The organism is Arenimonas soli (genome assembly GCF_014643775.1).
Lineage (GTDB): Bacteria > Pseudomonadota > Gammaproteobacteria > Xanthomonadales > Xanthomonadaceae > Arenimonas > Arenimonas soli.
The window spans coordinates 353,467-375,664 of sequence record NZ_BMKC01000002.1 but is presented as its reverse complement, the minus strand read 5'-3'; the positions used below and the strand labels follow the sequence as shown (position 1 = coordinate 375,664).

Genomic DNA, 22,198 nt, shown 5'->3' with positions numbered 1-22,198 from the left:
TGGCGGGCCGGACTCAGCCGCGCAGGTCGAAGCGGTCGGCCTCCATCACCTTGGTCCAGGCCGCGACGAAGTCATCCACGAACTTCTGCCCGGCGTCGCTGGCGGCGTAGACCTCGGCCAGCGCACGCAGCTGCGCGTTCGAGCCGAACACCAGGTCCGACACCGTGCCGGTCCACTTCAGGTCGCCGGTCTTGCGGTCGCGGCCTTCGAGGATGTCGCGGTTGGTTTCCGAACGCTTCCACTTGGTGCGCATGTCGAGCAGGTTGCAGAAGAAATCGTTGCTCAGCATGCCCGGGTTCCGGGTGAACACGCCGTGGCTGGCGCCCTTGTAGTTGGCGCCCAGCGAACGCAGGCCACCCACCAGCACCGTCATTTCCGGGGCGCTGAGCCGCAGCAGCGCGGCGCGGTCGACCAGCATTTCGGCCTCGGAGCCTTCGAAACCCTTGGCGACGTAGTTGCGGAAACCATCGACCTTGGGCTCGAGCGGCGCGAAGGAATCGACGTCGGTCATTTCATCCGTGGCGTCGGTGCGGCCGGGATGGAAGGGCACGGTGATGTCGTAGCCGCCCTTCTTCGCCGCCGCCTCGACGGCCGCGTTGCCGGCCAGCACGATCAGGTCGGCCATCGAGATCTTCTTGCCGCCGCCGGCGGAGGCGTTGAAGTCCTTCTGGATGCCTTCAAGCGTGGACAGCACCTTGGCCAGCTGTTCGGGCTGGTTCACTTCCCAGTCCTTCTGCGGCGCAAGGCGGATGCGGGCGCCGTTGGCACCGCCGCGCTTGTCGCTGCCGCGGAAGGTCGAAGCCGAGGACCAGGCCGTGTAGACCAGCTCCTGCGTCGTCAGGCCGGAATCGAGCACTTTCTTCTTCAGCGCGGCCACGTCCTTGTCGTCCACCAGCGGGTGGTCGACGTCGGGCACCGGGTCCTGCCAGATCAGCACTTCCTTGGGCACGTACTTGCCCAGGTAGCGGTTGCGCGGGCCCATGTCGCGGTGGGTCAGCTTGAACCAGGCGCGGGCGAAGGCGTCGGCGAACTCGTCTGGGTTGTCCTTGAAGTGGCGCGAGATCTTTTCGTAGGCCGGGTCCATGCGCATGGCCATGTCGGCCGTGCTCATCATCAGCTTTTCCTTGCGGCCCGGTTCGTGCGCGGCCGGCGCCATGTCCTCTTCCTTCAGGCCAATGGCCTGCCACTGCTGCGCGCCGGCCGGGCTCTTGGTCAGCTCCCAGTCGTACTTGAACAGCACGTCGAAGTAAGTCATGTCCCACTTGGTGGGCGTCGGCGTCCAGGCGCCTTCCAGGCCGCTGGTGATGGTGTGGCCGGCCATGCCGGATTCGTAGCTGTTGGCCCAGCCCAGTCCCTGGTGCTCGATGTCGGCACCTTCCGGCTCCACCTGCACCAGCGACGCGTCGCCGGCGCCGTGCGCCTTGCCGAAGGTGTGGCCGCCGGCGGTCAGGGCGACGGTTTCGTAATCGTCCATGGCCATGCGCGCGAAGGTGTCGCGAATGTCGCGGGCCGACAGCAGCGGGTCCGGATTGCCGTCCGGGCCTTCCGGGTTCACGTAGATCAGGCCCATCTGCACCGCGGCCAGCGGGTTGGCCAGCTCGCGTTCGCCGGAGTAGCGGCTGTTGTCCTTGTCGCTGGTCGACAGCCATTCCTGCTCCGGGCCCCAGAACACGTCGGCGTTGGGCTCCCAGATGTCGCAGCGGCCGCCGCCGAAGCCGAAGGTCTTGAAGCCCATGGACTCGAGCGCGACGTTGCCGGTCAGGATGAACAGGTCGGCCCAGGACAGCTGCTTGCCGTATTTCTGCTTGATCGGCCACAGCAGGCGGCGCGCCTTGTCGAGGTTGCCGTTGTCGGGCCAGCTGTTGAGCGGCGCGAAACGCTGGTCGCCGGTGCCACCGCCGCCGCGCCCGTCATGGATGCGGTAGGTGCCGGCGGCATGCCAGGCCATGCGGATGAAAAAAGGACCGTAGTGGCCGTAATCGGCCGGCCACCAGTCCTGGGAATCGGTCATCAGGGCGTGCAGGTCCTTGATGACGGCGTCGAGGTCGAGCTTCTTGAACTCTTCCCGGTAGTCGTATTCCTCGCCCATCGGGTTGGCCCGCGGCGAATGGCCGTGGAGGATGCCGAGGTTGAGCTGGTTCGGCCACCAGTCCGCGTTCGTCCAGGCGCCGGTGATGGCCTGGCTGCGGCTTCCGCCCGAGAAGGGGCATTTTGCTTCGTTGGACATGGCGATTTCTCCTGCGATCCGCGGATGTGTCCGGATACCTTGGCCCTCTTGTTGCGATAGGTGAAGTTCTTTTTTCCAATGGCTGCCATAGCCGCTGACTATCGAAACAGCGGGCAGCGCCATTGCGGGGACTTAACAGGCCCGCGTGGTAGCCTCCGGGCTCGTTTTCATGCCCCGGAGCCCCTCCATGCGAACCACTCGCACCCCCCTTGCCCTCGCTTTTGCCCTTTCGCTGGGCCTGGCCGCCTGCAGCCCGGCGTCCGAGGAGCCGGCCGCCGCGCCGGAGGCCGCTGCCGAGGCGAAGGCCGCCGACGGCGCCGAAACCGCCGATCGCAACGCCCAGGTCGACCCGCTGGAAGCGGCCCTGGCCGGTGACTGGCGCGACCCCGACAACGCGGCCCGCGACGCCTGGCGCCACCCGCGTGAAACCCTCGCTTTCTTCGGCGTCGGCCCCAGCCAGACCATCGTCGAGATCTCCCCGGGCGGCGGCTGGTACACCGAGATCCTGGCCGCGCTGCCGGGCGAAAAGGGCCGCTACATCGGCGTCGTGAACGACCCGGCGAAGTCCGGCAACGAACGCGCCCAGAACTACTACAGCGAAGCCAACACCAAGCTGCGCGACAAGCTGGCGGCGCGTCCCGACGTCTACGGCGAAGCAACCCTGGTCGAAATCGACCCGACGGCGCCGGTGCTGGGCGAGCCGGGTTCGGCCGACGTGGTGCTGACCTTCCGCAACGTGCACAACTGGGTGATGGCCGGCAACGAAGCGGCGATGTTCCGGTCCTTCCACGACGTGCTGGCCCCGGGCGGCGTGCTGGGCGTGGTCGAACACCGTGCCGCGGCCGGCAAGACCCTGGCCGAGGTGAAGACCTCCGGCTACCTGCCCGAGGACTACGTGATCGGCCTGGCCGAAGCCGCCGGTTTCGTGCTGGAGGAAAAGAGCGAGATCAACGCCAACCCGGCCGACACCAAGGACCACCCCAACGGTGTCTGGACCCTGCCGCCGGGCAACAACCACGACGAAGCCGACAGCACCAAGTACGCCGCCATCGGCGAAAGCGACCGCATGACCCTGCGCTTCGTGAAGCCCAACCCCGAGTCCGCCGCGGCCGAATAAGACCCTGGGGACGACGCCCCGGAAGCCCTCCGCAAGGAGGGCTTCTTCGTTTCAGGCCTGCACCGCCTCGCCGGTTTGCAGGCGCCAGAGGGCGGCGTAGGGGCCGTTGCGGGTCAGCAGGTCGTCGTGGCTGCCCGATTCGACGATGCGGCCGGCGTCCATCACGTGGATCACGTCGGCGTGGCGCACCGTGCTCAGCCGGTGCGCCACCACCAGGGTCGTCCGGCCCTTCGCGGCGCGGGCCAGCGAGCGCTGGATCGCGGCTTCGGTTTCGTTGTCCACGGCCGAAGTGGCTTCGTCGAGCACCAGCACCTTCGGGTCGCGGTACAGCGCGCGGGCCAGGGCGATGCGCTGGCGCTGCCCGCCGCTGAGGTTGCCGCCGCGTTCGCCGACTTCGCTGTCGTAGCCCAGCGGCAGCGCGTCGATGAAGGCGTGGGCCTCGGCGGCGCGCGCGGCCGCTTCCACGCGGGCGCGGTCGGGCTGGCGTTCGCCGTAGGCGATGTTGTCGGCGACGGTGCCGTCGGTCAGGAAGGGTTCCTGGGCGACGTAGCCCACCGCCCGGCGCAGCGAAGCCGGCGCGATGCCCGCGACGTCGGCTCCGTCAAGCAGCAGCCGCCCCTGTTTGGGGTCCAGGAAGCGCAGCAGCAGCTTGAGCAGCGTGGACTTGCCGGCGCCCGTGCCGCCGACCAGGGCGACGGTGGCGCCGGCGGGAATGTGCAGGGTGATGCCCTGCACCGCCATGCGCCCGTCGTAGTCGAAACCGACGTCCTCGAAGCGCAGTTCACCGCGGGCGCCTGCCGGCACCTCGGAGGTGCCGCGCACCGGCACCGGCATGTCCAGCAGGTCCATCACCCGGTTCACCGAGGCCATGGCGCGCTGGTACAGGTCCACCATGTCGGCCAGGCGCGTCAGCGGCCACAGCAGGCGCTGGGTCAGGTAGACCAGGGCCGAATAGCTGCCCACGCCCAGGTCGCCGCGCAGCGTAAGCACGCCGCCGTAAAGCAGCGTGGCAACGAAGCCGGCCAGGATGGCCATGCGGATCACCGGCGTGATCGCCGCCGAGAACCGGATGGCATCGGCGTTGCGGGCGCGGAAGCCATCGGAGGCCTGGCGCAGGTGTTCGGCCTCGAACTCCTCGGCCGTGTAGGCCTGGATGGTGGCCATGCCGGCCAGGTTGTTGTTCAAGCGCGCCGACACCGTGGCCGCGGCTTCGCGCGCCGCGGCGTAGCGCGGCGCCAGCCGCTTCTGGAACCAGAAAGCGCCGATCAGGATCAGCGGGATCGGCAGCATCGCCAGGGCCGCCAGGCTGGCGGTCAGCACGAAGAACACCGCGCCCACCAGCAGCGAGGAAACCACCACCTGGATCAGGTCGTTGGCGCCGGTGTTGAGGAAACGTTCGATCTGGTTGACGTCTTCGTTCATCAGCGCCATCAGCCGGCCGCTGCGCTCGCGTTCGATCACCGCCGGCGGCAGGCGCTGCAGGTGGCCGTAGGCGGCCTGGCGCAGCGCGTGCTGCAGTTCCTGGGCCAGGCCGCGCCACTTCACCGCCAGCAGGTATTCGAACACCGACTCGAGCACCCAGACCGCGATCGACAGCGCCACCAGCAGGTACAGCTGGTGCAGCGGGTCGGGCACGCCCAGGCCGGCCAGGAAGGAGTCCTGCTGGTTCACCACCACGTCCACGGCCACGCCGATCAGCAGCTCGGGCAGCACGTCGAAGAACTTGTTGAGCACCGAATAGACCGTGGCGGCCACGGCGGTGCCCCGGTGGGGGCGGGCGAAGCCGGCAAGCCGGCGCAGCGGGTGTTCGCGGGTCATCGGGGTTCCCTGTGCGGGGCCGGTCCTGGCCCCGGCAGCATTTTCCCATGCGGCGTAGAATGGGCGGATGCTGATCGCCTTCAACAAGCCCTACGGTGTACTGAGCCAGTTCACGGACAAGACGGTGCCGCCGCGGCCCACGCTGGCGGGTTTCGACCTGCCGGAAGGGGTCTACGCCGCCGGGCGGCTGGACCAGGACTCCGAAGGCCTGCTCCTGCTGTCCGACGACGGCCCGCTGATCGCGCGCATCAGCTCACCCAAGTTCCACTGGCCCAAGACCTACCTGGCCCAGGTCGAGGGCGATTGCACCGAAGAACAGCTCACCGCGCTGCGCCAGGGCGTCGAGCTCAAGGAAGGCACCACCCGCCCGGCCAAGGCCCAGAAGCTGGTCGGCGCCCCCGACTGGCTGTGGCCGCGCGACCCGCCGGTGCGCCAGCGCAAGACCGTGGCCGACAGCTGGATCGAACTGACCATCACCGAAGGCCGCAACCGCCAGGTGCGGCGCATGACCGCCGCCGTCGGCCTGCCCACCCTGCGCCTGCTGCGCATCGCCGTCGGCCCGCACCGGCTCGAAGGCCTGCGCCCGGGCCTGTGGCGCGAAGAGCCCTTGTAGCCACCCGGCCGCGGGAGTGAAATGGGGTCTGACCCCAATTCAGGCGGGAGGGTGCGTGGAGTTCAAGGACCATTTTTCGGGGCACGCGGTGGACTATGCCGCGGCGCGGCCCACCTACCCGCATGCGCTTTTCCAGTGGCTGGCCGACCAGTGCCGGCACCACGACCTGGTCTGGGACGTTGGCTGCGGCAACGGCCAGGCCAGCCTGGCCCTTGCGCACTGGTTCAACCGCATCCACGCCAGTGACGCCAGCCAGGCCCAGATAGACAGCGCACCCGAACACCCGCGCGTGACCTGGCGCGTCGAAACCGCCGAACACTGCACGCTGCGCACCGACACCGTCGACCTGGTCACCGCGGCCCAGTGTTACCACTGGTTCGACCAGGAACGCTTCTGCCACGAAGCCCTGCGCGTGCTAAAGCCCGATGGCCTGTGCGCGGTGTGGTGTTATGGCCGGTCGCGGGTCAGCCGCGACGTCGACACGGTTTTCCACGAACTCTACGAGGACCGGCTTGGGCCCTGGTGGCCACCCGAACGCCGCCATGTCGAAGACGGCTACCGGCACCTGCCGTTCCAGTTCGAAGCCCTGGGCGAAATCCCGCGCCTGGAGATGACCCAGTCCTGGACGCTGGCCCAGTACCTGGCCTACCTGCGCAGCTGGTCGGCCAGCCAGCGTTGCCTGGCGGAAACGGGCCACGATGCCGTGGCCGAACTGCAGGCGCGGTTCGCCGACGCCTGGGGTGACCCGGACACGGTTCGCGACGTGGAGTGGCCGCTGAGCATCCGCGCGGGGCGGGCGCCGCCGGCGGACTGACGGCATCGGCCGGGCCCCGGGGCCCGGCCGTCGCAATGAATCAGCCTTAGGACTTCTTCGCCGCCGACTTGCGGGCGGCGGTCTTGCGGGTGGAAGCCTTCTTGGCCGGGGCCTTCCTGGCGGCGGACTTGCGCGCCGTCGACTTGCTGGCGGCCTTCTTCGCAGGCGCCTTCTTGGCCGCGGCCTTTTTCGCCGTCGACTTCTTCGCGGCCACCTGGGTGGACTTCTTGGCGGTGGCGCCGGCGGCGGCAGCCTTCTTGCGCTTGTTCACCGCGTAAACCGCTGCGCCCACGGCGGCCAGCGCGGCGGCGCCGACGGCGGTACCGACCGGGTGCTTGCGCACGGCCTTGATGGCGGCGCTGGAGCCGCGCTTGACGGCGGCGGCGCCGGCACCGGCTCCGACCAGCGCGCCGGCCTTCTTGGCCAGGTCGGCCTTGTTCCAGGATTTTTTCGCCTTGGCGCCGGCATCACCCAGCTTGGCCATGGCGGTCGAAACGATCTTGTTCGTCTTGCTCATGTCGGGTCTCCGGAAATCATTGGTGAAACGAGGGACTTGCCGATACAGCCTAACCTGAAAGACATGAACGCAGCGCAGCGTGCCGCCCGGCCGCCTAGCTGCCGCGCGGTTTGGCGCGATGGGTGGCGGTGGCCGTCCAGGGGTCCTCGGGCCAGGGGTGGCGGGGGTAACGCCCCTTCATTTCCTTGCGCACTTCCGGGTAGGTGTTGAGCCAGAAACTGCGCAGGTCCTGGGTCACCTGCAGGGGTTTTCCGCCCGGCGAAAGCAGGTGCAGCAGCACCGGCACGCGGCCGTCGGCCACCCGCGGCGTATCGGCCAGGCCGAACAGTTCCTGCAGTTTCACCGCCAGCACCGGCGCACTGCCCAGGGCGTAGGTGACCGGGCGCTCCTGGCCGGACGGCACGCTGATCCGGCGCGGTGCCAGGGTGTCGATACGCTGGCGGAGCGACCAGTCGAGTCCGGACCTGAGCGCTTCGCCCAGCGTCTGTTCGTCAAGGGCGTCCAGGCGCGTCTTGCCGTCGAAGGCCGGCTGCAGCCAGCGCGCGCGCGTGGCCAGCAGCGTTTCGTCGGACAGGTCGGGCAGGCCCAGGTCGGGCAGCCATTCGCGCAGGCAGCGCACGCGTTCACGCCATTGCCGCAGGGCGTCGGTCCAGGGCAGCGCGTCCAGGCCCAGTTCGCCGACGGCGTCGGTCAGGGCCTGGGCGGCCAGCGCCGGGTCGGGCCGGCCGGCGGGCTTGGATTCGAGGGTGATGCGGTCGAAGCGGCGCTCGCGGCGGCTGAGCAAAGCGCGGGCTTCGGCGTCCCAGCGCACCACGTCGCCTTCGAAAAAGCGCTCGGGGAAGTCGCGTTGCAGCCGCGCTTCGTCCACCGGGGCGGCGCGCAGCACCAATGAGTCGCGGGATTCGAAGCGCAGTTCGGTGACGACCAGCCAGGGTTCGCCAAACACCACGCTGTCGTCGAACAGGCGCGCCATGCGGCCATTGGCCAGCTGGTAGCGGCGCGGATCGGCGGGATGCTGGCGCGCGATGCGGTCGGGGAAGGCGTGCGCCAGCAGGTCGCCCAGGTGGTGCGCCGGAACGTCCGCGGGCGGCGGTGCTTCGCAGCGGAGGCGGCGTCGCCACTGGCGCGCGGCGGCATCGATGGCCGCCAGAGCGCCGCGGTTGGCCTGGCCCGGCGTACGACCGGACCGGAACGCGGCCAGCGCCTGCCAGCGCTCCGCGAGGGCGTCGCTGCGTTCGCGCAGCGGGTCGCGGGCTTCGACCAGGGCGGCAAGGTCGCAGGCCAGGGCGGTGTCCCCGGGCAGCGTCGGAGCATGCAGCATCGCGGCCATGCGCGGGTGGGTGCCCAGCGCCAGCAGCCGGCGGCCGAACGGGGTGATGCGTGCATCGGTGTCGAGCGCACCCAGGCGCTGCAGCAGTTCACGCGCGGCGGCCATCGCGCCGGACGGCGGCGGGTCGGGGAAGCGCAGCGCATCGCTACCCCAGGCCGCCAGCTCCAGCGCCAGGCCGGCCAGTTCGACCTGGGCGATCTCCGGCGTTCGCATGGGCTCCAGGCGCTGCGACTGCGGCCAGAGACGGTAGGCCCAGCCTTCGGCGACGCGGCCGGCGCGGCCGGCGCGCTGGTCGGCGGAGGCCTGCGAAATCGCCACCGTTTCAAGGCGGGAAAAACCCGAGTTGGGGTCGTAGCGCGGTTCGCGCGCCTTGCCCAGGTCGATCACCACGCGCACGCCGGGTAGCGTGACCGAACTTTCGGCGACGTTGGTGGCCAGCACGATGCGGCGACGGCCCTGGGGGTCGGGGCTGAGCGCGGCGGTTTGTTGGTCGACGGAAAGGTCGCCGTGCAAGGGCAGCACCTGGATGTCGCTGGCGATCGCCCCCTCTGCCCCGAGCGCCGCCAGCGCCTGCGCGATTTCCCGCTGCCCCGGCAGGAACACCAGCAGGTCGCCCGGATGTTTTTCCAGGGCTTCGGTGATGCAGCGCCGCAGCTGCGCCGTGGTGCTTTCTTCCCGGCGCGCCGGGAAGTGCGCCACCGTCACCGGGAAGCTGCGGCCGGCGCTGGTCAGCCGTGGCGCGTCGAGGAACCGGGCCAGCGCCTCGCCGTCGAGCGTGGCCGACATCAGCACGATGCGCAGGTCGGGACGCAGCTGCGACTGCACGTCCAGGGCCAGGGCCAGGCCCAGGTCGCCGGCCAGGTGGCGTTCGTGGAATTCGTCGAAGACGATCGCCGCCACGCCTTCCAGCGTCGGGTCGTCCTGCACCATCCGGGTCAGGATGCCTTCGGTGACGACCTCGATGCGGGTGCGCGCGGACACCTTCGATTCGAAGCGGATGCGGTAGCCAACGGTTTCGCCGGGCGCCTGCCCGAGCTGGCGGGCCATGAAGCCGGCCGCGGCGCGAGCGGCCACGCGCCGCGGTTCAAGCATGAGGATGCGGCCATCGCCGCGCCAGGGCGCTTCGAGCAGCGCCAGCGGCACCTGGGTGGTCTTGCCGGCGCCGGGCGGCGCTTCGAGCACCAGGCGTGGATGTTCGTCGAGGCTGCGCAGCAGCCCCGGCAACAACTCGGCAATCGGAAAGTCAGGCCCGGCCACGGCGCGCAGTGTAGCCGCCCAACCCAAATGGGGTCAGAGAACATTTATGTTTCAATGGCGCGCTTTAAACACATATGTTCTCTGACCCCATTTTATGGACCTGATCGATATTGGCGCCAACCTGGGCCACGAGAGTTTCGACCACGACCTGGGTGCCGTGCTGGCGCGGGCGCGCACCGCGGGCGTGCAGCGCATGGTGGTGACCGGTGCCAGCCGGGCCGGGTCGGTGCGGGCGCTGGAGCTGGCGCGGGCGCACCCGGGCCAGCTCTGGGCAACGGCGGGAATCCATCCCCACCACGCCGTGGAATGCACGGCCGAGGCCATCGCCGAGCTGCGTGCGCTGCAGGCCGCGCCTGAAGTCGTGGCGGCCGGTGAGTGCGGGCTCGACTACCACCGTGATTTCTCACCGCGCCCGGCGCAGCGGCTGGCTTTCGAACGCCAGCTGGAACTGGCGGCGGAAACCGCCCTGCCGCTGTTCCTGCACCAGCGCGACGCCCACGGCGACTTCATGGCGATCATGAAAGAGTTCGAAGGCAAGCTCGGGCCGGTGGTCGTGCACTGTTTCACCGGCACCCGCGCGGAATGTTTCGACTACCTCGACCAGGACTGGCACGTCGGCATCACCGGCTGGCTGTGCGACGAACGCCGCGGCCAGCATCTGCGCGAATTCGTGAAGGACATCCCGGGCCACCGCCTGATGGTGGAAACCGACGCGCCCTACCTGCTGCCGCGCACCGTGCGGCCGATGCCCAGCCACCGCCGCAACGAACCCATGTACCTGGCCCACATCGTCGAGGAGCTGGCGCGCGATCGCGGCGAAGACCTGGCCACCACCGCCGCGGCCACCACCGCCGCGGCCGCGGCCTTCTTCGCCCTGCCCGACCCCGCCTGATCCGTTGCAGCGATGAGCTTCAGTCGCCGACCGGCAAGCCGTGGCGGCGACCGTAGTCGAGCGCCTGCTGGCGGAACTGGTCTTCCAGGGCCTTCATGCGGGCGCGTTCGCGCTCGCGGCAATCCCGCCCGGCCCGGCCTTTCGGGCAGGCGTCCAGGGCTTCCTGGATGCCGCGCGCCTGGGCCTGCAGCGAAAGCCCCTGCTGGCCGATCTGCACGGCTTCCTCGACGCCCTGGGCGGTGAAGGTCGTGACGAAGTGGTACAGCGAGGTGTCCCGGCTGGCGCGCGCAGGCACCAGTTCGACCAGGTCCATCACCACGTCGCCGCCATCCTTGTCCATGCCCTCGACGCGCAGACGCGTGACGGTGCGGTTGCTGCGTACGCGGAAGTCCTTCATCACGCCCACGCCCAGGCCCAGGAAGGGCATCCGGGTGGCGACCGTACTGGTGCCGCGGTCGAACCACATCTGCAGGTAGGCATCCTGGCCGCGGCCACGCACGCCCTGGGCGCCGCCACCCGGGCCTTCGCCCAGGGTTTGCGGGGTGCTGGCGATGGAGTCCAGGAACGCCTGGTGCCAGCCCATGTCGCGCAGCCAGCCGAAGGCCGGGCCCAGGTTTTCGCCCAGCAGCAGGCAGGCGGGCCCCACGTCCTGGTGTTCACCGCAGGCCATGAAATCGCCGTCCGCCTGCCGGATGACGAATTCCAGCCGGCCCTGCGCGAATTCGCCGCCGGGCCACCACGCGCCCAGGCCCGACGCCGGGATCATCATGCTGTTGTCGGCCGAGTTCACGTAATAGGTGATCGTGCCGATGCCCTCGGACGAATCGATGCGCTGGCGGATGCGCAAGTCGAAACGGTACAGGCCCAGTTCGCTTTCGGGGTTGGCTTCGAAGCGGCTGTTGGCGTTGAACTCCGCGGCCTGCGTGGCCGTGATCGCGCCGGCCAGCGCCAGCGTCGCCGCCAACCGCAGGCCCAGCCATGCGCCACGTGGGTGGACGGCGGCCTGGGCCTCCGCACGCGTCGGGCAAAAGCTGGGACGAGGACGCATGGGGGACTCCTGCGGTGGTTTCCGGGGGGACTCCAGCTAATACGCTAACCGAGGGCCTGCCGTGCCACCAGCCGGCCTCAGGTGCGCAGCCCGACCCCGCGCTTGAGCAGCCACAGCGCCAGGGTGCCCAGGCCAAGCACGAAGGCCAGCATCAGCGTGAAGGCCACGACCATGGATACGTCCGACTGGCCCAGCAGGCCGTAGCGGAAGGCGTTGACCATGTAGAAGATCGGGTTGAGGTGGGTGGCCGTCTCGGCCCAGGCCGGCAGCAGCTTCACCGAATAGAACACGCCGCCCAGGTAGGTCAGCGGGGTCAGGATGAAGGTGGGCACGATGGCGACGTCGTCGAACTTCTTGGCGTAGACGGCGTTGACGAAGCCCGCCAGCGAAAAGATGACCGCGCCCAGGAAAACGGTGGCCAAGGTCACCAGCGGATGCGGGATGCGCACGGTGGTGAAGAGCATGGCGATGCACAGCACGATCGCGCCGACCATCAGCCCGCGCAGCACGCCGCCGGCGACGTAGCCGCCCAGGATCACCCAGTTGGGCATCGGGCTGACCAGCAGCTCTTCGACGTGCCGGCCGAACTTGGCGCCGAAGAAACTGGAGCTGATGTTGCCGTAGGCGTTCTGGATGATCGACATCATCACCAGGCCCGGCACGATGAAGTCCATGTAGCTGATGCCGTCCATGGTGCCGATGCGCGAGCCGATGAGGTTGCCGAAGATAAGGAAATACAGCGTCATCGTGATCGCCGGCGGGACCAGGGTCTGGCCCCAGATGCGCAGGATGCGCGCGACTTCGCGGCGGGCGATGGTGAACAGCGCGACCAGGTTGGGGTTACTCATTTGGGACGTCCTTTTCCGGCAGCTCCGGGTTGCCGGTCAGGCGCACGAACAGTTCCTCGAGCCGGTTGGACTTGGTGCGCATCGAGCGGACCTTGATGCCGTCGGCGTCGAGCGCCGCGAACACGCGGTTGAGTTCCATCTCGCGCGGCATCTCCAGGTCGATGGTGTGGTCGTCCTCGGCCAGCAGGGTGGCGCCCTCGATGGCCGGCAGCGTCGCCGGCAGGCGGCCTTCGACGTCGAGCACGAAGCCTTCGACGTCGAGCTTGGCCAGCAGCGTCTTCATCGGGCCTTCCTCGATGATGCGGCCGTGGTCGATGATCGCCAGGTTGCGGCACAGGCTTTCGGCTTCCTCCAGGTAGTGCGTGGTGAGGATGACCGTGGTGCCGGCGGCGTTGACCTCCTTGAGCGTCTTCCACATGCCGCGGCGGATTTCGATATCGACGCCGGCGGTGGGTTCGTCGAGGATCAGCAGCTTCGGGCGCGTCATCATGGCCCGCGCGATCATCAGCCGGCGCTTCATGCCGCCCGACAGCGTGCGCGACATCTTGCGCGCCTTGTCCCAGAGCTGCGCCTTCTTGAGTTCTTCCTCGGCGCGCACCAGGGCTTCCGGGCGAGGTATGCCATAGAAGCCGGCGTAGTTGACCAGGATGTCGAGCGGCTGCTCGAACATGTTGAAGTTGATCTCCTGCGGCACCAGACCGACCAGGCGCATGGCCTGCGAGCGATCGGCGTGAAGGTCGACGCCGAACACGCGGACCTCACCCTCGCTTTTGTTCACCAGCGAGCTGACGATGCCTATAAGGGTGGACTTGCCGGCGCCGTTGGGGCCGAGCAAGGCGTAGAAGTCGCCTTCCTCGACGCGCATTGACACGCCCTTGAGGGCTTCGACGCCATTGTCGTAGGTCTTGCGGAGATCCCTGATCTCCAGCGCGGGTTGCTTCTGCATGGGGCTCCTGGGCCGGCCGGCGCTGCGCCGGTGGGCGATGGGGCCTTATTATAGGCGCCTTGCCGCCCGGGCCCCCGGGCCGCGCCGGCACACTGTTTCCCATTCCCGGAGTCCGTATTGGCCATCGTGCACTTCCCGCTTCGCCTGGTCGGCAGCCGAATGCTCGCCCCCAGCGTGCGCCACCTTGAATTCGCCCGGGACGACGGCCAGCCGCTCGACTTCATCCCCGGCCAGTTCATCCAGGTGCATTTCAACTACGCCGACGGCACGCCGACCAAGCGCAGCTATTCACTGGCGACGATGCACGACCACGCCCTGGGTCCGGGCGAGGCGGTGGAGATGGCGGTCAGCTACGTCGCCGGCGGCGCCGCCACGGCGCTGTTCGAGGCGCTCGACGAAGGCCAGCAGATCCAGGCTTCCGGCCCTTATGGCCGCTTCTGCCTGATGCCGGGCGACAGCAACCGCCGTTACCTGCTGATCGGCACCGGTACCGGTGTCACGCCCTACCGCGCCATGCTGCCGCGGCTGGCCGAGCTCATCCGCGAACGTGGCGTCGAAGTCGTGCTGCTGTTTGGCTGCCGGACGCCGCAGGAGCTGATCTACGGCGAAGACTTCCGCGCGTTCGCCGCCGGCAACCCGGGCTTCCGCTTCGTGCCCTGCTTCAGCCGCGAACTGCCGGACGACCCGGCCCCGGACGACCGGCGCGGCTACGTGCAGGACGCCCTGGCCGAGTTCGCGCCCGCGGCCGAAGGCGACATCGCCTACCTGTGCGGCAACCCGAACATGGTGGATGCCTGCTTCGAGGCCCTGAAGACCGCCGGCCTGCCGGTGCCGCATATCCGCCGCGAGAAGTACGTCAGCGCCAAGTAGGGACGTTTCTTTCGTCACGTTTGTGCGTCCTGGCACGTCTGTCATCCTGTGGGCCGCTTTTGGCCCGGATGGGAGAGTCCATGAAACCCTTGCACTTGTCGCTGGCGCTTGCGGCGCTGCTGGTCCCGCCCCTGGGGCAGGCCCGCACGATCGGCCAGCTTGAATTCACCCCCTGCGATATCGCGCAGCCCGGCACCGGCGCCACCACCCGGCTCGAATGCGCCACGCTGGAGGTCCCTGAAGACCCGGACAAGCCCGACGGCCGCCGCCTGGGCCTGAAGGTCGGACTGGCGCCGGCACGTTCGTCGGAGCCACAGGCCGACATGGTGCTGTTCATCGCCGGTGGCCCCGGCCAGTCGGCAACCGAAAGTTATCCCAACATCGCCGGCGGCTTCGCCCGCCTGCGCGAGAAGCGCCACGTCGTTTTCATCGACCAGCGCGGCACCGGCGAAGGGCATCGCCTGGCCTGCGATTTTCCCGACGAATTGACCGAAGTCACCGAGTCGGACGAACGGCAGGTGGAAATGGCGCGTGATTGCCTCGCGTCCTTCGACGCCGACGTCGCGCAGTACACCACCTCGGTGGCGGTGACCGACATCGAGGCCCTGCGCCAGGCCCTGGGCGCGCCGGCCCTGAACGTCTACGGCGGTTCCTACGGCACCCGCGTCGCCCAGGAATACGCCCGCCGGTATCCCGACGGCGTGCGCAGCCTGCTGCTCGACGGCGTGGTGCCGCCCGGGCTGGCCCTGGGCAGCGAACACAGCGTGAACCTCGAGGCCTCGCTCAAGGCCATCCTTGGCCGCTGCGCCGGTGAACCCGCCTGCCGCGACGCCTTCGGCGACCCCTACCGCACGCTGTACACGCTGCGCGACCGCGCCCGTTCGCAGCCGACGACGGTGCCGGTGCCCGACCCGCGCAGCCATGCCCCGCGCGAGCTTCGCCTCGATGAATCGGCGGTGGCGGTGATCGCCCGCCTGTTCGCCTATGCGCCGGAAACCGCCGCCCTGCTGCCGCTGCTTCTCGACGAAGCCGCCAAGGGTCGCCCGCAGCCGCTGCTGGCGCAGGCCGCGCTGGTGTACGACGCGCTGTCGGGGCAGATCAACCACGGCATGCAGCTGTCGGTGATCTGCGCCGAAGACGCCCCGCACCTGGCCGAGCGCGATGAAGACGCCGGGCTGATCCTGGGCAACGCCATCGTCGGCGTCACGCTCAACCAGTGCAGCGTCTGGCCAAGCGGCCCGGTGTCGGAGGGTTTTCGCGAACCGCTGGCCAGCAACGTGCCCACCCTGCTGATGTCCGGCGAGCTCGATCCGGTGACGCCGCCCCGTTATGCCGACGAAGTGGCCAGGACGCTGCCGCGTTCGCGCCACCTGGTCGGCAGGGGCCAGGGCCACATCCTGCTGTCGCGCGGCTGCACCCCGCGCCTGGCCGCCGAGTTCGTGGACACGCTTGATCCGGCCGGCCTGGACGCCGACTGCCTCGAGGTGCTCGATGCCTCGCCCTTCTTCCTGGATTACAACGGAGCCACGCCATGATCGAGGTCCTCGACCTGCACAAGGCCTTCGGCAAGGTCAAAGCCGTGGACGGCGTCAGCTTCCGCGCCAACGACGGCCAGATCACCGGCCTGCTGGGCCCCAACGGCGCCGGCAAGACCACGTCCCTGCGCATGCTCTACACCCTGCTGCGGCCCGACCGCGGCCAGGTGCTGGTGGACGGCGTCGATGCCGCGAAGGACCCCGAGGCGGTGCGCCGCCGGCTGGGCGTGCTTCCCGATTCGCGCGGCCTGTACAAGCGCCTGAGCAGCCGCGAGAACATCCGCTACTTCGGCCGCCTGCACGGGATAGACGACGCCACCATCGCCGCGCGCACGCAATCCCTGGTGGACGCGCTGGACATGGGCGACATCATCGACCGGCGCACCGAGGGCTTTTCCCAGGGCCAGCGGGTGAAGACCGCGATCGCCCGCGCCCTGGTCCACGACCCGCGCAACGTGATCCTGGACGAACCCACCAACGGCCTGGACGTGATGGCCACGCGCGCCATGCGCCGCTTCCTGCACCAGCTGCGCGACGAGGGCCGCTGCGTGCTGTTTTCCAGCCACATCATGCAGGAGGTGGCGGCGCTGTGTGACCGCATCGTCATCATCGCCCATGGCCGCGTGGTGGCCGAAGGCACGGCGGACGAACTGCGCGCCCAGACCGGCGAAACCAATCTCGAGGACGCCTTCGTCAAGGCGATCGGCACCGAAGAAGGACTGATGGCATGAGCGCCGCGACCACCGTTTTCCTGAAGGAAGTCACCGAGAACCTGCGCGACCGCAAGACGGTCTTCAACGCGCTGGTGATGGGCCCGCTGCTGGGCCCGGTGTTCTTCGTGATGATGATGAGCTACATGATCACCCGCGAGCTGTCCAACGCCGAAAAGCCGCTGGAACTGCCCGTGGTCGGCGCCGAGCACGCGCCCAACCTGGTGGGCTGGCTGAAGCAGCAGGGCGTGCAGGTGCAGCCGGCGCCGGAGGATTCCGAAGCCGCCGTGCGTGCACGCGACGCCCGCGCCGTGCTGGTGATCCCGGCGGACTACCCGGACCGTTGGCGCGCCGGTGAGACCGCGCAGGTGGAGGTGCTCCACGACAGTTCCGACCGCGACGCCCGGGCACCGACGTCACGCCTGTCGGGGCTGCTCGACGCCTATTCGAGGCAGCAGTCGGCGCTGCGGGTCAGCGCGCGGGGCATGCACCCGGCGATCCTGTCGCCGGTGGTGGTGGCGCAGCGTGACCTGGCCAGCACCCAGCAGCGCGCCGGCCAGTTGATGAGCTTCCTGCCCTACCTGCTCGTGCTCGGCGCTTTCCTGGGCGGCATGTACCTGGCCATCGACACCACCGCCGGCGAACGCGAGCGGCAGTCGCTGGAGCCGCTGCTGGCCAGCCCGGCCTCGCGGGCGCAAATCGTGCTGGGCAAGCTGGGGGCCACCTTCGGGTTTGCCATGGTGTCGATGATGCTCAGCCTGGTCGCCTTTGCCGTGGCCTTCCAGTTCATCCCGCTCGACAAGCTGGGCATGAAGGTGGATTTCGGCGCCAGCCTTATCCTGCGCGCCGGCTTGCTGATGGTGCCGCTGGCCCTGGTGTTCGCCGCGCTGCAGACGGTGGTGGCGGCCTATGCCAAGAGCTATCGCGAAGCCCAGACCTACCTGTCGCTGCTGATGCTGCTGCCGATGATCCCCTCGGTGCTGCTGATGGTGTCGCCGATGAAGGGCGAGCTGTGGATGTCGGCCACGCCGCTGCTTTCCCAGAACCTGCTGATCATGGCGCTGGCGCGCGGTGAAACCGTGTCGCTGCTCGACTTCGCGCTCAGCTTCGGCTGCACGCTGGGTCTCGCGGTGCTGCTGGTCTGGCTGGCGGTGCGCATCTACCACCGGGAACAGCTGGCCGTTTCCGCCTGAAGGCGCTCCTGCAGGTTCAACGAAAAAGGCCCGGCGATTGCCGGGCCTTTTTGTTTTCCCGCTTCCGCGAAGCTTACGGACGGAAGGTGAAGGTGCGGGTGATGGTGGCCGGGCCGTCCATCGGCTCGAAGCGCCAGTTGCGCACGGTGTTGAGCACCTCGCGGTCGAAGGTGCCGCGCGGCTGCGAACGGGTGATGCTGACATTGGTCACTTCGCCGCTGGCGGCGATGGAAATCTCCACGGTGACCTCGCCCGACACGCCGCTGCGGTAAGCCGCACGCGGATAGGAAGGCTGCGGCGCGCGCACGGCCACCGGATTGCTGCTGCTGGCGCGGTCCGGCTGCGCGGGCTGGACCGGAGCAGGCGTCGGGGCGGCCGGCTGGGTCGGGGCCGGCGTGGCCGGCTGCGCGGGCTGGGTCGGGGCCGGGGTGGCCGGCTGGGCCGGCTGCGGCTGGGCCGCTGCGGCGGCGGCGGCGGCAGCGGCGGCGGCCGCTTCATCGGCGGCGCGCTGGGCAGCCAGTTCGGCCTCGCGTTCGCGCTGGGCAGCACGTTGGGCTTCCTGCTCGGCACGTTCAACGACGCCGGCGCGACCCTTGGCGATGGAATCCTTGATGCGGGGCAGGGCCGGGGTCTGGGCGTCGGTGCGTTCGACCAGGGCGCGCAGGCGCTCGGCTTCGACGAAATCCTCGCGGCCGATGGCTTGTTCGGCGGCGATGATGGCGTAGGGCATCAGGTCGATGAGTGCACTTTCCGCGGACGCGTCCGGCTTTTCGCTCTTTTCGCGCAGGGTCAGGTAGTACTCCATGGCGTTGTCGCCGGCCGGGGCGTACAGGCGCTGTTCGCGCAGGGCCTGGGAACCGCGGCTGCGCAGCTCCTCGACGCTCAGGCCGGCCAATGCGGCCTCGGCGGCCTCGGCGGCCTCCATGGCGGCCACTTCCTCGGCGCTGGGACCGGCGGGCTGTGCGGTGGCCGGGGCCGGGCCCGCGGCCGCGTCCGGTTCGGCCTCGTCCTTGGAGCAGGCGGCGAGGCTGAGGCCCAGGGCCAGGGCAAGGGCCCAGCTCAAGGCACGGGAAGAGGCGGGCATGGACGCGGTCATTAGGTTTTCCCCTGAAAAGTTAACAAACCATGACGTTCAGCACATAAGAGTTTGGCCGGTTTGTCAAGGCGAAATCGTTAGGGGCTGGGATTCGCGTCACGGTTTGGCCCGCCCCGGGTTCAGGGCCCCGGCTATTTGCCGATGCAGAAGTCCGCGAAGATCCGCCCGAGCAGGGCGTCGGCGTCGACCCGGCCGGTGATTTCGCCCAGGGCGTCCTGGGCCCGGCGCAGTTCCTCGGCCGCCAGCTCGCCGGCGCCGTGGTGCAGCTGTTTGGCGGCCTGGGCCAGGATTACGGCGGCCCGGTCCATGGCTTCCAGGTGGCGGGCCCGGGCGCTGAAGGCACCCTGGCTGCCCTCGCCCTGCCCGGCCGCTTCGCGCAGGCGGCGGCGCAGGGCGTCGAGCCCTTCGCGGGTGCGGGCCGAAAGCCAGAGGTGTTCACCGTCGTCGTGGCGTTCGGCGTGCACCGGGGCGCCGCTGAGGTCGGACTTGTTGTGCAGCCACAGCACCGGCACGCCGGCAGGCAGGTCCAGGCGCGGGCCGGCGTTGGCCTGGTCGTCGAGCACGGCCAGCACCAGGTCGGCGCGTTCGAGTTCGCCGCGGGCGCGACGGATGCCTTCGCGTTCGATCTGGTCGGGCGCCTCGCGCAGGCCGGCGGTGTCGACCAGGGTCAGCTCGATGCCGTCCACCATGATGCGTTCGCGCAGCAGGTCACGGGTGGTGCCGGCGATGTCGGTGACGATGGCGCGCTCCTCCCCGGCCAGGGCATTGAGCAGGGACGACTTGCCGGCATTGGGCGCGCCGGCGATGACCACGTGCAGGCCGTCGAGCAGGCGCTTGCCGCGGCCGGCATCCGCGCGCAGCCGGTCGAGGTCGCCGGCGACGCCGCGCAGTCGCGCCTGCAGTTCCGGCGCGGCCAGGAAATCCACTTCTTCCTCCGGGAAATCGAGCGCAGCCTCGATCCACACGCGCAGCGCCACCAGGCCTTCGACCACGGCATCCACGCGGCGCGAGAATTCGCCGTCGAGGGAACGCCGCGCGGCGCGCAGCGCGGCTTCGCTGCCGGCGCTTACCAGGTCGGCCACGGCCTCGGCCTGGGCCAGGTCGAGCCGCCCTTCCAGGAAAGCGCGCTCGGTGAACTCGCCCGGCCGCGCGTGGCGTGCGCCCAGGCCCAGGCAACGGCGCAGCAAGCGGGCCAGCAGCAGCGGACTGCCGTGGCCCTGCAGTTCCAGGACATCTTCACCGGTGTAGGACTGCGGTCCCGGGAAGAACAACATCAGGCCGTCGTCAACGACGTCGCCGTCGTCGTCGCGAAAGCGCAGGTAGTGCGCGTGCCGCGGCTCGGGCGGCCGGCCCAGCAAGGTCGCACCGATCGCCCGGCAGCCGGGACCGCTGAGCCGCACGATGCCGACGCCGGCGGCCCCGGCCGCCGTCGCAATCGCCGCAATCGTGTCGCGTGGGGTCATGGGGTTCGTTCTAGTACGCGGACAAGAGCGGATTAAGGCGGATAAGGGCGGATAAATCAAAGCACATAAAAAAGGAGGGGCCGTGATGGCCCCTCCCTTATTCGTTGTTTGCGCTCTTTCCGCTTTTGTCCGCGATCATCCGCCCTGGTCCGCGTCCAAAACTATTTGGCCGGAGCGGCCGCGGGCTTGGTTCCGTGGCGCTTGGTGATGACCCACTGCTGGGCCAGGCCCAGGATGCCGTTGGTGCACCAGTACAGCACCAGGCCCGACGGGAAGAAGGCCATTATCACGCCGAAGATCAGCGGCATGGCCGTCATCATCTTCTTCTGCATCGGGTCCATGCCCGGCGTCGGCGTCATCTTCTGGGTGAGGTACAGCACCACCAGGTTGATGGCCGGCAGGATGAAGTAGGGGTCGGGCGCGGTCAGGTTCTGGATCCAGCCGATCCACGGCGCCTGGCGCATTTCCACCGACTCGAGCAGCATCCAGTACAGCGCGATGAAGACGGGGATGGTCACCAGGATCGGCAGGCAGCCGCCGATCGGGTTGATCTTCTCCTTCTTGTACAGCTCCATCATCGCCATCTGGAACTTCTGCTTGTCGTCGCCGTAGCGTTCCTTCAGCGACTCGATGCGCGGCTGGATCGCGCGCATCTTGGCGAAGCTCTGGTACTGCTTGGCCGACAGCGGGTAGAGGATCAGCTTGATGATCAGCACCGTCAGGATGATCGCCCAGCCCCAGTTGCCGGTCAGGTCGTGCAGCGGTTCGAGCACGTAGTCGAACATCGGCTGGGCGAGGAAGGTGAAGATGCCGTAGTCCAGGGTCAGCTTCAGGCCCGGGGCCACGTCCTGCAGCTGTTCCTGCAGCTTCGGACCCACCCAGAGCGTGGCCTCGCGCGTGGCGGCGGTTCCGGGCGCGACCTCGAAGGGCGCGCCGACGCTGCGCACCAGGTAGCGCGGCTGGCCATTGCCCAGGGTCGCCAGCGAAAAGCGCTGCGGTTCGGCCTTGGCCGGCACCCAGGCCACCAGGAAGTGGTGCTGCAGCAGGGCGATCCAGCCACCCGTGACGTCGAGGTTGAGCGGGCCGTCGTCGGCGAAGTCGTCGTAGGTACGCTTCTCGAACTTTTCCGCCGGGCTGTACCAGGCGCCGCCGGTGAAGCTGTAGGCCTCGGGGTTGGTCAGCGCCATGCCCCTGGACTGGGCCACGGGCGGCACGCGTTGCAGCTGCTGGTAGCCATAGCCCCGCCAGGCGGCGGCGCCGTCGTTGCGGATTTCCTCGCGCAGGGTAAGGGCGTATCCACCGCGCTCGAGCACCCAGGTCTTGCGAACGGTCAGGCCGGTGCCCGGATCGGTCCACAGCAGCGGGATCTCCAGGCGGTCCTGGCCGGCGGCCAGCTGGAAATCGGTGCGGCCGCCTTCGGGGCGGAACAGCGCTTCATGGTTGGGGGCGTTGCCGACCGTGGCGACCAGGCCCGACTGCGCGACCGAAAAACGCGCGGCATCGTTGTCGAACAGGCGCACCTTGCGCTTGGGTTCGTCCTTGTCCACCGGGTACTGCAGCAGTTCGGCGCCGACCAGGTTGCCGCCGCGCAGGTCGATGCGCAGGTCCAGCACGTCGGTGCGCACGCGCAGCAGGCCCGGGCTGGAAGCGGCCGGCCCGGTCGCCGCGGGCACGGCGCCGGTGGCCGGTGCGGTGGGCAGGGCGGCCGTGGCCGGCACCGCCGAGGCGTCAGGAATGGCGCCGTCGTCCGGCAGCGCCGCCGATGGTTCGGGCAGGGCCGCGGCGGGCGCCGCATCGGCGGGGAGGGATTCGACCGGGCCCTTGTTCCATTCCAGGAACAGGAGGAAGGCAACGGCAAGCCAGGCGATCAGAAGGAAAGTACGGGTCTGGTTCATGGGCAGGCT

The 22,198-nt window shown here is 69.2% G+C and carries 18 protein-coding genes; 8 read left to right on the top strand and 10 right to left on the bottom strand.

Annotation, left to right across the window (positions count from 1 at the left end; translation table 11 throughout):
* Nucleotides 1–13: 13 nt before the first annotated feature.
* Complete coding sequence (gene katG, locus IEX13_RS09825) at nt 14–2,227, bottom strand: catalase/peroxidase HPI (protein ID WP_188663644.1); 2,214 nt, start codon at nt 2,225–2,227, stop codon at nt 14–16.
* A 187-nt stretch (nt 2,228–2,414) separates the two neighbouring features.
* Here katG and IEX13_RS09820 point away from each other — a divergent pair, with 187 nt between their 5' ends.
* On the top strand, nt 2,415–3,344 hold the full coding sequence (locus IEX13_RS09820; RefSeq protein WP_188663642.1) for a class I SAM-dependent methyltransferase: 930 nt from the start codon (nt 2,415–2,417) through the stop codon (nt 3,342–3,344).
* 51 nt (nt 3,345–3,395) lie between these two features.
* Here IEX13_RS09820 and IEX13_RS09815 read toward each other — a convergent pair whose 3' ends face one another.
* Nucleotides 3,396–5,162, bottom strand: coding sequence for an ABC transporter ATP-binding protein (locus IEX13_RS09815; protein WP_188663640.1), 1,767 nt, complete (start codon nt 5,160–5,162; stop codon nt 3,396–3,398).
* A gap of 67 nt (nt 5,163–5,229) precedes the next feature.
* Here IEX13_RS09815 and IEX13_RS09810 point away from each other — a divergent pair, with 67 nt between their 5' ends.
* A complete protein-coding gene (locus IEX13_RS09810; RefSeq protein WP_188663638.1) occupies nt 5,230–5,775 on the top strand; it encodes a pseudouridine synthase in 546 nt (181 codons plus the stop codon).
* A gap of 55 nt (nt 5,776–5,830) precedes the next feature.
* Complete coding sequence (locus IEX13_RS09805) at nt 5,831–6,589, top strand: class I SAM-dependent methyltransferase (RefSeq protein ID WP_188663637.1); 759 nt, start codon at nt 5,831–5,833, stop codon at nt 6,587–6,589.
* Nucleotides 6,590–6,635: 46 nt separating this feature from the next.
* On the opposite strand, the gene IEX13_RS09800 is transcribed toward IEX13_RS09805, so the two are convergent.
* The gene (locus tag IEX13_RS09800) at nt 6,636–7,106 is read right to left on the bottom strand and encodes a hypothetical protein (RefSeq protein ID WP_188663635.1); all 471 of its coding nucleotides are present in this window, start codon (nt 7,104–7,106) and stop codon (nt 6,636–6,638) included.
* 94 nt (nt 7,107–7,200) lie between these two features.
* Complete coding sequence (gene hrpB / locus IEX13_RS09795) at nt 7,201–9,693, bottom strand: ATP-dependent helicase HrpB (RefSeq protein ID WP_188663633.1); 2,493 nt, start codon at nt 9,691–9,693, stop codon at nt 7,201–7,203.
* Between the two features lie 94 nt (nt 9,694–9,787).
* On the opposite strand from hrpB, the gene IEX13_RS09790 reads away from it, so the two are divergent.
* The gene (locus IEX13_RS09790) at nt 9,788–10,585 is read left to right on the top strand and encodes a TatD family hydrolase (protein ID WP_188663631.1); all 798 of its coding nucleotides are present in this window, start codon (nt 9,788–9,790) and stop codon (nt 10,583–10,585) included.
* Nucleotides 10,586–10,604: 19 nt separating this feature from the next.
* Here the strand turns inward: IEX13_RS09790 and IEX13_RS09785 are convergent, their stop codons facing one another.
* From IEX13_RS09785 to IEX13_RS09775, 3 genes are all read right to left on the bottom strand, one after another.
* On the bottom strand, nt 10,605–11,633 hold the full coding sequence (locus tag IEX13_RS09785; protein WP_188663629.1) for a hypothetical protein: 1,029 nt from the start codon (nt 11,631–11,633) through the stop codon (nt 10,605–10,607).
* A gap of 77 nt (nt 11,634–11,710) precedes the next feature.
* A complete protein-coding gene (locus IEX13_RS09780; protein ID WP_188663627.1) occupies nt 11,711–12,481 on the bottom strand; it encodes an ABC transporter permease in 771 nt (256 codons plus the stop codon).
* Nucleotides 12,474–13,427 carry an ABC transporter ATP-binding protein gene (locus IEX13_RS09775; protein ID WP_188663626.1) on the bottom strand — a complete coding sequence of 318 codons (954 nt, stop codon included), beginning with the start codon at nt 13,425–13,427 and terminating at the stop codon, nt 12,474–12,476. The genes IEX13_RS09780 and IEX13_RS09775 overlap by 8 nt, the downstream gene beginning before the upstream one ends.
* Before the next feature lie 159 nt (nt 13,428–13,586).
* On the opposite strand from IEX13_RS09775, the gene IEX13_RS09770 reads away from it, so the two are divergent.
* From IEX13_RS09770 to IEX13_RS09755, 4 genes are all read left to right on the top strand, one after another.
* Entirely contained in the window at nt 13,587–14,297 is a 711-nt protein-coding gene (locus IEX13_RS09770) for an FAD-binding oxidoreductase (protein ID WP_188663997.1), read from the top strand.
* 80 nt (nt 14,298–14,377) lie between these two features.
* A complete protein-coding gene (locus IEX13_RS09765) occupies nt 14,378–15,832 on the top strand; it encodes an alpha/beta fold hydrolase (protein WP_188663624.1) in 1,455 nt (484 codons plus the stop codon).
* Entirely contained in the window at nt 15,829–16,563 is a 735-nt protein-coding gene (locus tag IEX13_RS09760) for an ABC transporter ATP-binding protein (RefSeq protein ID WP_188663621.1), read from the top strand. The genes IEX13_RS09765 and IEX13_RS09760 overlap by 4 nt, the downstream gene beginning before the upstream one ends.
* Nucleotides 16,560–17,735: an ABC transporter permease gene (locus IEX13_RS09755; RefSeq protein WP_188663619.1), complete on the top strand. Its 1,176-nt coding sequence runs from the start codon at nt 16,560–16,562 to the stop codon at nt 17,733–17,735. The genes IEX13_RS09760 and IEX13_RS09755 overlap by 4 nt, the downstream gene beginning before the upstream one ends.
* A 73-nt stretch (nt 17,736–17,808) precedes the next feature.
* Here IEX13_RS09755 and IEX13_RS09750 read toward each other — a convergent pair whose 3' ends face one another.
* From IEX13_RS09750 to yidC, 3 genes are all read right to left on the bottom strand, one after another.
* Nucleotides 17,809–18,819, bottom strand: a complete 1,011-nt coding sequence (locus IEX13_RS09750) for an energy transducer TonB (RefSeq protein ID WP_188663617.1) — start codon at nt 18,817–18,819, stop codon at nt 17,809–17,811.
* 143 nt (nt 18,820–18,962) lie between these two features.
* Nucleotides 18,963–20,294 carry a tRNA uridine-5-carboxymethylaminomethyl(34) synthesis GTPase MnmE gene (mnmE, locus tag IEX13_RS09745; RefSeq protein WP_188663615.1) on the bottom strand — a complete coding sequence of 444 codons (1,332 nt, stop codon included), beginning with the start codon at nt 20,292–20,294 and terminating at the stop codon, nt 18,963–18,965.
* 161 nt (nt 20,295–20,455) lie between these two features.
* Complete coding sequence (yidC, locus tag IEX13_RS09740) at nt 20,456–22,189, bottom strand: membrane protein insertase YidC (RefSeq protein ID WP_188663613.1); 1,734 nt, start codon at nt 22,187–22,189, stop codon at nt 20,456–20,458.
* Nucleotides 22,190–22,198: the final 9 nt, after the last annotated feature.